Source organism: Anaerolineae bacterium (assembly GCA_014360855.1).
Classification (GTDB): Bacteria; Chloroflexota; Anaerolineae; order JACIWP01; family JACIWP01; genus JACIWP01.
The window spans coordinates 1-10,832 of the sequence record JACIWP010000095.1 but is presented as its reverse complement, the minus strand read 5'-3'; the positions used below and the strand labels follow the sequence as shown (position 1 = coordinate 10,832).

Sequence of the window (10,832 nt, the reverse complement as noted above, 5' to 3'; positions counted from 1 at the left end):
GAGTAACAACAGCGCTACAGCCGGCAGGGCGGTCAGCGCCACGGGGTGAACGGCAAGAGAAAGGCCCAGCAGGAAGGCGGCCAGCGCTAGTGCTGTCGGCCGGCTCCGCTCCAGCCAGCGGAGGCCGGCCAGCAGAAAGCCGGCGAAGAGCACCAGGAAGGTGGTGTAGACCTCGGCGCGGACGGAATGCATCCAGTAGGCGTGGCTCACGGCCAGCGCGCCGGCGCCCAGGCCGGCGGCGAGCGCGCCGGCCCCCAGCCGGCGTAGGATGGCATAGGCCAGCGCCGCGCCCAGGGCGCCGCTGACGGCGGAACAGAGATTGACCCGGAAGGCGGGATCCCCGCAGGGCAGATAGGTGAAGATATGCGCCCAGAGGATGTAGAGCGGATGATCTCGTGGGCCGGCATCCCACTGCAGGAGCACGGCGCGGCGCTGAAGTTCAGCGTCATCTCCCCACAGCACGGTGGGGGCGGCCGTCACCAGATACAGGGCCAGCGCCAGGGCGAGTACCAGGATACCGCCCCGGTCCAGACGCCGCGGCTCTGGATGCAGGGGATCAGCGCCGGCCGGCCAGCACGCGTTCATAGACCTGCTCCATCTGGCGGGCCACCGCCTCGGCGGAGAAACGGGATGTGACATGTGCCCGGCCGGCCTGTCCCATGCGCCGCCGGCGCTCCGCATCCGCTCCCAGCTCCTGTACCGCCCGGACCATACGTTCCACATCGCCCGGCGGGATCAGGATGCCGGTCTCTCCGTCTCGCACAACGTCGGGCACGCCGCCGTCCGCAAAGGCCACCACCGGCACGCCGGCGGCCATGGCCTCCATCAGCACCCGGCCGAAGGGTTCTGCCCGCGCCGTATGCACCAGGATGTCCAGCGCTGCCATCACCGCCGGCATATCCTCCCGCGCGCCCAGGAAGCGACAGCGGTCCCCGAGATGGCGTCGGGCCTGCTCCTGCAGGCCGGCCAGATAGCCGGCGTAGCGGGCATCAGGGATGTCCCCGATCACCCAGCAGTGCGCCTCCGGCAGTGCGGGCGCGATCCGCCGGGCGACCTCCAGGAACAGCTCCACCTGTTTCCAGGGGGCGAGCCAGCCGGCGTTGCCCAAGAGCAGGGCCTCCTCCGGCACGCCCATGGCGGCGCGCAGTCGCCGGTGGGCCGGCTCGTCAGGGCGGAAGCGTTGCATATCGATCCCATTGGGGATGAGGAAGAGTTTGCGTCGTGCGCCGGCCGGCAGGGGGGCCGCCACCGCCGATGAAATGGCCACGATGGCTGTACTGCATCGGCTCATCGCGCGGCAGTACAGCGATTCCCCGGCATGGATGTCATGGACGTGCCAGACCAAAGGCACGCCGGCCAGGTGGGCCGCCGGCGCGGCGTAAAGGGAGGCCCGCTGGGTGTTGGAGTGCAGGATGTCGAATCTTCCCTGGCGCAGGAGATGGCGCAGTGCGGCGACCCCTTTCCACCAGACAGGGAGCAGATCGGGGAAGCGCCGGCCGCGCAGGCGCGCCAGCGGCACTTCCTGCACTTCGATCCCCAGCTCCCGCGCCGCCCGCGCCAGTGGAGAGGCCGGCGCGGCGGCCAGCACCGGCTCGAAGCGCCGGCGGTCCAGATGGGCCATCAGCAGGAGCAGGTTCTGCTCGGCGCCGCCCATCCAGTCGGCGTGGTCCACGAAGAGCACGCGCCGGCTCATCTCTTTCGCCTCCCGCCGGCCAGCGCCCGGCGGTAGATCTCCGCCGTCTGACGGGCGATGTGTGCATGGGTGTAGCGTTCCAGCACCCGCTGGCGGCCGGCCTTTCCCAACCGCTCCCGTAGGGCCGGCACGGTCCGCAGTTGCTCCAGGGCCTGCGCCAGTGCCGCCGCATCCCCCTCCGGGAAGATCAGGCCGGCCGGCCCGATGACCTCCGGGATGGCGCCCGAATCGCTCCCGATGACAGGCACCTCACACGCCATGGCCTCGATGAGCACGTGGCCGAATTGTTCCTTCCAATTGGGAGTGGTGCGGGAGGCGAGCACCAACACATCCATGGCGTGCAGGTAGGCCGGCACTTCCTCCACCGGCACCGCCGGCACGAAGCGCACTCGCTCGGCGATGCCCAATTCCCGCGCCAACCCCTCCAGCTCCATACGCGTTGGGCCGTTGCCCACGATCAACGCCGATGCGTCCGGCAGGCGCGCCAGGGCATGCAGGAGGATATCCACCCCCTTTTGCGGCGTCAGCCGGCCCACGAAGCCGGCCACAAAGCCGGCCAGTCCCAGCGCATGACGCGTGCGGCCACCGTCCCCGGGCGCAAATACCCCCGGGTCCAGTCCCATCTGCGGCAGTACGGCCGCCGGCCCATCATATCCCTGGGCGCGCGCGACCTCCAGCGCTTCGGAGTTGCCGGCGATGAGGAAATCCACCTGGGAGAGCACCCACCGGGCCAACTTCTCCACGGCCCAGCGCCGGCGGCGCCGAATGTTCTGCCAGGTGAAGAGCACCAGCGGGGCGCGCGGTGCCCACCGCCGGCGCGCCAGCACCACCTGACAGGCGATGAGGCTGTCCGGCTCATCCTCGAGATGGATGATGTCCGGGCGAACCCGCGCCGCATACACATCGGGCGGCCAGTACAGGTAGCGGTGGATGTCATACGTCGGGAAGGGGCGCGCCAGGCACAGGGTGTAGCCCGCCGGCCGGCCGGCTTCCTGGCGGTAGCGCCGCAGTTCGTCCCGCCAACAGCAGGGCGCCACATGCCAAATGTCCAGGCCGGGCTGTGCCGCCAGGGCCTCGACCTTGCGGTGGTGTTCGCGTTGGAGATAGCGGGCGATGAACAACACGCGCATTAGCTCTCATCCCACTGCCGGCGCGCGGCCGCAATGCGCTGGTGGTCCAGCCGGCGCTGGCGCAGGGTGGCCGGCAAATGCCAGATGTTCCATCCGACCGCGTACAGCCAGATGCCGAAGTTGGTGATGGGATGCGAGGGCCGCAGGCGCCGCGCCGCGAAATCATGCGGGTTCACCCGCACGAAAGGGAGACATCCCTTGGCGAAATGCCGGGCCAGTTGATAGAGCACGCCGGCCGGCGGCTCATGCTTGAGCGCCAGCCGCAGGTTGTTGCGGATCTGCAGGCGTGCCGCCCACAACAGCCGCTCGCCAAAGGTGCCCCCGCCGTAATGCCACACCGGTACGTTCACCCGGATGATGCGGTAGCCGGCGCGCCGCGCCCGGATGACCAGGTCATTATCCTCGGCATAGGCGAAAAAGCCCTCGTCAATGGGGCCCAAGGCGTCGAACAGCGAGGCCCGCACTAACATCGCCATGCCGTCCACCACCTCCACCGGCCCCCAGCTCGGCCCCTGCCACCCCCGCACGGCTTGCTCGAACGCCGCGGTCTCCCCGCTCCCCTGGGCGTCAAATATCTGAAAGCCCACGATGCCGATGCGCCGGTCTGTCTCCGCCGCCTGCACCGCGGCGCGAAGCCAGGCCGGGTGCACCCGGATGTCATTGTTCGCCAGGGCGATGTAGCCGGCGCCAAGCTCCTGGGCGCGGGCAATGCCCAGGTTATTCCCGCCGGCCCAGCCGCGGTTGACCGGGCTTTCGATGATCTCCACCTCCGGGAAGCGCTCCCGCACCCAGGCCGCCGAACCGTCCTGCGAGGCATTGTCCACCAGCAGGAGGCGCATAGATGGGTAATCGGTGGCCAGCAGGGACGGCAGGCAGTATTCCAGATGCCGGCGGCCGTTGTAGTTCAGCACGATGACACAGACCAGCGGAAACGGCCCACACACACTCATCGGATGCCTCTCCGCCGCAGACGGCGCACCTCTGCCCATTGTCCCAACAGATCGTACCAGCGCGCCAGGAAGCGCACGTGGGCGAGCCGGCGATGGGCCGGCGAGAGCAGGTCCGGCACCGTCTGGAGCAGGCGTTTGACCAGGCGGAGCAGGAGCCGGCCGTAGCCGGGAGGATGCCCCTGCCGCTTCCACTCGAAATGCACTGCCCCGCGCCCCCGCGTGTACTGCTGGCGGTGAAAGGCCTCCCAACTGTACGGCTGTAAGTGAGTGACGGGCACCGGCACGTACAGGAGCTGTGCTCCCCGCTGACAGATGCGCCATTTCAGGTCGGCGTCCTCGCCGGCGGCGTACGGGAAACTCTCGTCGAAGCCGCCGACCTCTTCCAGCACCTGCCGGCGGTAGGACATGTTGGCCGTGCCGCCGGCCGGGCAGTCAAAGCCGGCGACGACCTCCTCTTCGCCGGCGCCGTACACCTCCCGGCCCAGGCTGCGCTCATATTGGGCGATGGGATTGTCGCGCATTTCTGCCGGCGGCGCCAGGTACCCGCCGACGCCGGCGACCTCCGGATGTTCCAGGTACCCCTGCACCAGCCGGCTGACCCAATCGGGGGGCGGCAGGCAGTCGTCATCGGTGAAGGCGATGATCTCCCCGCCGGCGGCGGAGATGCCGCGGTTGCGCGCCGCCGCCGGCCCCCGATTGGCCTGGCGCAGGTAGCGCACGCCGCGGGAGGCAAATTCCCCCACGACCCGGGGCGTCCCGTCGGTCGAGCCGTCATCCACCACGATGATTTCCAGCCGGCCGGGGTACTCCTGGGCCGTCAAGGCTTCCAGACAGCGCCGCAGGACGCTCGCCCGATTGTATGTGGGCACGACCACCGAGACAAACGGCCATTCCTGGCTCATAACCCTCTTGCCGTCCGCCCCCATAACAGTGACCAGACCAGCCGAAGCCGCTCGCGAATCAGCGCTCGTTGGAACATACCCGCCACGGCGTAAAACGCCGCCAGGCTCATTCCTCCCTCGACGATAAGCCGCGCCAGAGGGAGCCAGCCGGCGGTGTCCAGGAAGTGCCGGCCGCCCCACCAGACGAACAGGCCGGCGGCCAGGCCCAATGCCGGCACGCCAAAGGACTGCGTCAGGGAGAGGTCCACCACCTGGCGGACGTACCAGTAATCGAGGATGATGCCGGCGAGGAAGGCGATGCCCACCGCCACCGCCGTGCCCATCACCCCCCAGCGCCAGGTCATGGGCGTGCCCAGGAGCACCAGCGTCACCGCCTGCACGACCAGCACGGTGCTGATGCGGCGCGGCTGACCCACAGCGTTGAAGAGCGCGCCGGTGTCGTCCAGCAGGGGCCGCAGCATGGCCACGGCCACCAGCAGGCGGAGCAACTGGGCGCTGGGGAGCCAACGCTCCCCGAACAGCACCCGCACGAAGTCGGGCGCGGTCACGAACATGGCCATGGCGATGGGCAGGGCCACCATGGTGATGAGCCACAGGGTCATGTTGAAGGCCTGGGAAAGCCGGCCGCGATCATCCTGCACCTTGGCATAGGTCGGGAACGCCGTGCGCGAGACCACATGGGTGACCAACCCCGTGGGCCACACGGCGATCTTGTACGCCCGCTCGTAATATCCCAGCGCTGTGGCGCCCACGAAGGTGCCGACCAGGAAATAATCATACTGCAGGAGCACCACCGCCGCAACCGAACCGACCGCCACAGCCAACCCAAAGCGCAGCATCCAGCCGGCCAGTTGCCGGCGAAAAGCGCGCCGCAGGCGGAGCCGGCTCATGTACCACAGGCCCAGGGTGGAGAAGAGGATGTTGGCCCCCGACTGCACCAGCAGGCTGACCAGGCCGGCGCCCCGCCAGGCCAGGAAGACCGCCAGCGCGTTGGCGGCGATGAGGGAACCCGTGATGACCACAGTGGAGCGGGCAAAGGCCAGCTCCTTTTCCAGCACTAGGCGCGGGGTGGTGCCGGCGGCCTCGATCAGGCCGATGCCGGCCAGCGCGGCCATGATCCAGGGGAGCCGGGGAGAGTAGCCGGCCGTAACCAGCAGGGGGGAGGCCGCCAGCACCAGGACCATCGTGCCCAGGGAGAGAGCGCACTGCAGTCCCAGGTGGGTGGCCACCAGCTCATCGGTGGTCGGCTGGCGGTGCACAAAGGCGAAGTCCAATCCCATCTTGTTGCGCAGGTCGAGCAAGGAAAAGAAGAAGGTGGCCAGTGCCATAAGCCCAAAGTCGTCGGGGGAGAGCAGGCGCGTCAGCAGGACCGTGGTCAGAAAGCCCACCGCCATGTTGGTGTACGAGCTGGCCAGGACGATGGCCGTCCCCCGCACCGCGCGCTGTCCGAGGCTCATGGCTCCTGTCCCAGAATGCCGGCGTAGGCCTGCACCAGCCGCCGGCCGTACGCCTCCCAGGTATAGTCCTCCACGTGCCGGCGCGCCGCCTGTCCCAGGCGCCGGCGCAGGCTTCCATCCTCCCGCAGGCGCACCAGTGCTTCCATCAGCGCCGGCACATCGCCGGCGGGAATGATGAGGGCCTCCTGCTCATGGCGCGCCACGGAGCCGGCCTGAAACGTGGTGATCATGGGCAGGCCGCAGGCCATGGCCTCATAGGTTACCAGGGCACTACCCTCTTCATGGGAGGGGAAGACGAAGACGTCGGCGCGCTGGTACATCGTCACAGGATCGGGCACAAAGCCGGCCCAACGCAGTCCGGGCAGGCCGGCATATGGGCGCAGGAGACGTTGGGTAGGGGCGTCCGGCCGGCCGACGAGCCACAGCTCGGCGTCCCGCCAGTTCAGCCGGCGCCAGGCCTCCAGCAGTTCCAGCACCCCCTTGCGCGCCGTGACCTGCCCCACGAACAAGGCGCGAAAGGGATGATCGGAGGGACGTTCATCCTTCGCCGGCCGGAAGCGCGCCGTATCCACACCGTAGGGGAGGAGCAACAGCTTGTGGACAGGGAAGCCGCGCTGGATGAAGCTCTGCCGGGCGAATTCCGATGGCACCGCCACGTAATCGGCCAGCTCGAACTCCTCCAGTGCCCGCTGGATATGCCATGGGGAGGGCCGCTGGCATGGGCCGTAGCGTTCTTCCAGCCGGCGCAGGATGGCATCCTGTTCCAGCGAGTGCGAGGAGGCACGTTCCACGACCGTGATCGCTCCCAGGGCACGTGCGCGGGAGAGGGAGCGCCGGCACATACTGCTCCAGCCGTGAAAGATATCGCAGGGCATGATCTGCCGGCTTGCCCACAGGTCGAACAGGGCATCCCCCAGGGCATAGATGCGCCCAGAGGCGTCCCATAGGGCGGCGCGCTTCAGGGCGCGGCCGGCCCATCCCATGGAGCGGATCAGGGAGGATGGGATGGGGGTCGGACGGGAGGAACTGACCAGCAGGCGGGCCAGTGCGCCGGCATGCCAGATGCCGGCGGCGGCATGGTAGGCGGTGCTGCCGATGCCGCCGCCGGCCAGCCGCGCCCCTACCGCATATATCACCCTCATGCTTCCTCTCCCCACCCGGATGCGTGTCGGACGCCGGCCGGCGTCAGCCGGACCAGGGGCGATGGGGAGGCGCCGGCGCTATTGGATGCGCACCAGCACCCTGGCATTCTTCCACAGGTCTTCCAGGCGGTAGTAGTCGCGCATCGCCGGCGAGAAAAGGTGCACCACGACCGAGCCGTAGTCCATCAGCACCCAGCCGGAGGAGGCCTCCCCTTCCACGCGGAGGGGGATGACCCGCCCCTCGTGCTTCAGGGTTTCCGAAAGTTCCTCCACCATGGCCTCGATCTGCCGATCGACCTCGCCGGTCGTGATGACAAAGTAGTCGGCCAGGAGGGAAATCTCGCGAATGTCCAACAACAGGGTATCCGTTGCCTTCTTTTCCACCAGCAAGTCCACAATGCGTCGGGCTAATGCTGACGATTCCAGAGGCACCTCCTTTTGCCCAGTGAGATTGGGATGCCGGCCGTGCCATTGTCGGGCAGGCCGGCAAAATTGTAGCACAACTGACGAGCGCTCACAAATAGGGCCGCGGTCCCGGGACGAACTGCCGTTTTGGTCGCCGGCCGCACCCGCGCTTCAGTGCTCCAGCACCCCTTCCATGACGTAGCGGGTTAACTCCGCCACGGAGAGATGCGCGATGCCCAACTTGTCGGGCGTCCGGCCGCGCCGCCAGTAATCCGTCTGATGAATGATGCAGGCCAGACGAATGATGGCCTCCATGGCCCGCACTGCCACACCGTACTGCGCACCCAGCGCGGCGATGGGCACCACGCTCATGGGGATATCCTCGAAGATATAGCGGTGCTGGAGGGTCTTGGGCGCCATAATGCCGTAATAGCCCTCCTGGTTCTGGATCGCCTCGTACAGGGTCGGGCCCGTGGCGTCATAGGCGCGTTTGAGCCATTCCAGGGCGGTCTGGGCGCGGATCCCCAAGGACGCCGCCACCGTCACCCGCTCCCTGTCGAGCACTTCCAGTACACGGGCCACGGAGGGGGTGACACCGTCAATGTAGAACTGGAACTCGCCGCGGGTAGATTCGATCCAGCCGGCGTTCAGGATGACCAATGCCGGATGGAAGATGGCTCCCATGTTGTCCAGGCTGGTCTGGAGCACATTCCCTCCGTCAATGAACTGCGGATAGGCCTCCCGCACGGCCTCCAGCACTTCCGGGGTATCCTTCGCCGGCAGTGCCGCCAGCGGCACCGCGTCCTTGATGCGGAAGATGCGGGCCTGCGCCGGCCCATCACTGCGGCTGGCGTACACGAAGGTGCCGGCCTCGGCGATCTTCACCTTCGCCTGACAGCCGACATCGCGCAGCACCTTCGCTACTTCGATGGCGCCGCAGGTGCGGCCGGGATTCAGGATGATGATCTGTCCATCCCGCAAATAGGGTGCCATGTGTTCGGCCAGCTCCCGATGGGCCGAGGACGGGGTCACCACCATGATGACCTCGGCGCGCGCCAGCGCTTGGGACAGGTCTGAGGTCACCAACTGGAGCTTGCCGAAACCGCGCGGCCCATTGGGATAGCTTTCCAGGTCGATGCCGCCCCGTGCGGCGATGCCGGCGACATTCTCCGGGGTGCGGTTGTACAGCGTGACCTCGCATCCCATCAACGCCAGATGCGCGGCCATCGCCTTGCCGCCGTGGCCGGCGCCGATCACCAGGTAGCGGCTTGCGCTGAACGCCATTGTCTGTCCCTCCTCTTTGGGTTTATCTCTCCCGCATCAATCGTTGGATGCGTTCCTTCTCGGCGATGGGCCGGCCGCTGGCCGGGTCCACGGCCACACAGGCCCCGCGTTCGTCAATGCGCGTGACGGCGATGCCGCGCGCATAGGGGTTGTTCTTCAGATGCGGGGCGTCCAAGATGCCTGTGGTGACGGCCCGTGCCAGGGTGGCCGGGTCAAGCAGGGGGTCTTCGACGCCCGGGCCGGCGAGCTCCCGGATGGCCTCCAGCGTCACCTGTGCCTCCGCGATCAGCTCTTCCTTGCGCTCCTGCACCCGGGGATCGCGGGTCATATCCGGCGCGCCCCGCAGGGCATTCTCAATGGCTCGTCGCGCCACCCGGCAAGCCACTACAACGTCCTCCGCAGTGGCGGCATGATGCGCCTCGGTATGTCCGACAATGTGCACGATATGGGGATGTAAGGCCATCTGCAGGTAGGTGGCCGCCGCCAGGTGTCCGCGTGCTGCTTCCTCATCCAAGGGATGAGAGAGGAGGCCAATGCGCGTCTGGCGCCAGACACGGAAATTGGCATCTTCCAGCGGTTGGACTATTTCCAGACAGGCCAGCATTTTCGCCAGGTCCATGGCGTCGGACAGCCCCGGTGGGCTGTTGAACATCATTTGGGCGATGTACTCGCGCACGCCAAAGGCCTTCGCGTTATAAGCGGACAGGTAGGCGCTGACCACGAAGGTCACGTCCGAGGCGTCGCGCATGCCCCAATGATGCGGCTCGTTCAGCTCCACCGGGATGTTCCGTTCGGCGTACCAGGCCATGACGCGTTGATGTTCGCGGATGGAGCCTTCCAAGTCCCATGGCCCGCGCCCATCCATGCGGTTGAACCAGAAGAGGGGGATCGCACACCAGGCATTGCGAATGGTGTGCACCAGTAGCTCTGCCATAAGGATGAAGTCGTCGGTGCCCGAATAGGCGCGTAGGAGCGGGAAGTTGCCGCGGCGAGAAGCGGCGTAAATCGCCTCCAGGTCCGCCGGCGTGCGCACGGGGACCCCGCCGGCCCCTCGCCGGCGCGGGTCCTGCCGCTCCGGATGGAAGAAATTCTCCTGGGCGTCCTGGTCCAGGCCCAGCGAGATCACGTCCAGCAGGCGCGAGTCGGCGATATATGCCACGCCGGCGATAGTGTCCTCCACCGTCGGCAGGCCGAAGTGGTGGCGCAAAATGGGGAAAGGCGCCTTCCAGCGGATGCGCTCCACCACGGTCTGGGGATAGTCGGATTCCTGCCGGCTTTCCAAGGGGGCGCCCCGCAGGTATGCCAACACCTCCTCCGTGGTCTGCGAGCCGTCGAAGATGGCGTCGAAGAAGCCGCTGAGCGCTCTGGCCCGTTCCGCCACCGGTGGGGTGCCCCCGAAGACGAAGCGCACGCCGGCGGCATGTAAGTCGGCTCCCTCCTCGGCGAATTCCGCCAGCAGACGTTCGCCGGTTTCCGGCGTCAGCCGGTATGACACGCCCACCATATCCGCCTGGTGAGCGCGCGCCGCCTGCAGGACCTCCGCGATGGGCACGGCCGGCCCCAGGAATACTGTCTTCCAGCCGGCCTGCTCCGCCAGGCGCAGGAAATTGATGACGCCGGCCACGTGCACACACTCTCCTAGGGCGGCGGCGACCACTACACGCTGTTGCTTGGACATTTTGCTCCCTCTTGGCTATCTTGGCCCGCCGTGGCTTACAGCTCGTCCGGGGGCGAACGGCGCAGGCGCTTGATCTCGGAGCGCCGGCGCTTGGCCGTCAGCCGGCGCTCGCGCGCCGCCGGATGCGGTTGGGTCGGCAGGCGCGGCCGGCGAGGGCGCAGGGCCTGCGCCAACAGTTTCTGAAAGCGCTC

The 10,832-nt window shown here is 67.8% G+C and carries 11 protein-coding genes; all 11 read right to left on the bottom strand.

Going from position 1 to position 10,832, the window contains the following annotated elements:
• A partial coding sequence (locus tag H5T60_06890) for a DUF2723 domain-containing protein (GenBank protein MBC7242155.1) occupies window positions 1-585 on the bottom strand: 585 nt, incomplete at its 3' end.
• The gene (locus H5T60_06885) at window positions 557-1,693 is read right to left on the bottom strand and encodes a glycosyltransferase family 4 protein (GenBank protein ID MBC7242154.1); all 1,137 of its coding nucleotides are present in this window, start codon (window positions 1,691-1,693) and stop codon (window positions 557-559) included. The genes H5T60_06890 and H5T60_06885, both read right to left, overlap by 29 nt.
• Complete coding sequence (locus H5T60_06880) at window positions 1,690-2,823, bottom strand: glycosyltransferase family 4 protein (protein MBC7242153.1); 1,134 nt, start codon at window positions 2,821-2,823, stop codon at window positions 1,690-1,692. Before H5T60_06880 ends, H5T60_06885 begins: the two co-directional genes overlap by 4 nt.
• Complete coding sequence (locus tag H5T60_06875; GenBank protein ID MBC7242152.1) at window positions 2,823-3,773, bottom strand: glycosyltransferase family 2 protein; 951 nt, start codon at window positions 3,771-3,773, stop codon at window positions 2,823-2,825. Before H5T60_06875 ends, H5T60_06880 begins: the two co-directional genes overlap by 1 nt.
• The gene (locus H5T60_06870; protein ID MBC7242151.1) at window positions 3,770-4,675 is read right to left on the bottom strand and encodes a glycosyltransferase; all 906 of its coding nucleotides are present in this window, start codon (window positions 4,673-4,675) and stop codon (window positions 3,770-3,772) included. The genes H5T60_06875 and H5T60_06870 overlap by 4 nt, the downstream gene beginning before the upstream one ends.
• Window positions 4,672-6,132 (bottom strand): oligosaccharide flippase family protein, encoded by a 1,461-nt coding sequence (locus H5T60_06865; GenBank protein ID MBC7242150.1) that lies wholly within the window; start codon window positions 6,130-6,132, stop codon window positions 4,672-4,674. The genes H5T60_06870 and H5T60_06865 overlap by 4 nt, the downstream gene beginning before the upstream one ends.
• A complete protein-coding gene (locus tag H5T60_06860; protein MBC7242149.1) occupies window positions 6,129-7,274 on the bottom strand; it encodes a glycosyltransferase family 4 protein in 1,146 nt (381 codons plus the stop codon). The genes H5T60_06865 and H5T60_06860 overlap by 4 nt, the downstream gene beginning before the upstream one ends.
• A 78-nt stretch (window positions 7,275-7,352) precedes the next feature.
• Entirely contained in the window at window positions 7,353-7,700 is a 348-nt protein-coding gene (gene rsfS / locus H5T60_06855) for a ribosome silencing factor (GenBank protein ID MBC7242148.1), read from the bottom strand.
• 150 nt (window positions 7,701-7,850) lie between these two features.
• Window positions 7,851-8,963 carry an NAD/NADP octopine/nopaline dehydrogenase family protein gene (locus tag H5T60_06850; GenBank protein ID MBC7242147.1) on the bottom strand — a complete coding sequence of 371 codons (1,113 nt, stop codon included), beginning with the start codon at window positions 8,961-8,963 and terminating at the stop codon, window positions 7,851-7,853.
• 22 nt (window positions 8,964-8,985) lie between these two features.
• Window positions 8,986-10,641, bottom strand: a complete 1,656-nt coding sequence (locus H5T60_06845) for a cobalamin B12-binding domain-containing protein (GenBank protein ID MBC7242146.1) — start codon at window positions 10,639-10,641, stop codon at window positions 8,986-8,988.
• 35 nt (window positions 10,642-10,676) lie between these two features.
• Window positions 10,677-10,832: aminoacyl-tRNA hydrolase (locus H5T60_06840; protein ID MBC7242145.1), on the bottom strand; the 156-nt coding region annotated here is incomplete at its 5' end.

Coding starts and splice junctions, on each gene's coding strand:
- H5T60_06875 (MBC7242152.1), bottom strand. CDS start 3,773: ATGAGTGTGTGTGGGCCGTTTCCGCTGGTCTGTGTCATCGTGCTGAAC.
- H5T60_06860 (MBC7242149.1), bottom strand. CDS start 7,274: ATGAGGGTGATATATGCGGTAGGGGCGCGGCTGGCCGGCGGCGGCATC.
- H5T60_06880 (MBC7242153.1), bottom strand. CDS start 2,823: ATGCGCGTGTTGTTCATCGCCCGCTATCTCCAACGCGAACACCACCGC.
- H5T60_06865 (MBC7242150.1), bottom strand. CDS start 6,132: ATGAGCCTCGGACAGCGCGCGGTGCGGGGGACGGCCATCGTCCTGGCC.
- H5T60_06870 (MBC7242151.1), bottom strand. CDS start 4,675: ATGAGCCAGGAATGGCCGTTTGTCTCGGTGGTCGTGCCCACATACAAT.
- H5T60_06885 (MBC7242154.1), bottom strand. CDS start 1,693: ATGAGCCGGCGCGTGCTCTTCGTGGACCACGCCGACTGGATGGGCGGC.
- H5T60_06845 (MBC7242146.1), bottom strand. CDS start 10,641: ATGTCCAAGCAACAGCGTGTAGTGGTCGCCGCCGCCCTAGGAGAGTGT.
- H5T60_06850 (MBC7242147.1), bottom strand. CDS start 8,963: ATGGCGTTCAGCGCAAGCCGCTACCTGGTGATCGGCGCCGGCCACGGC.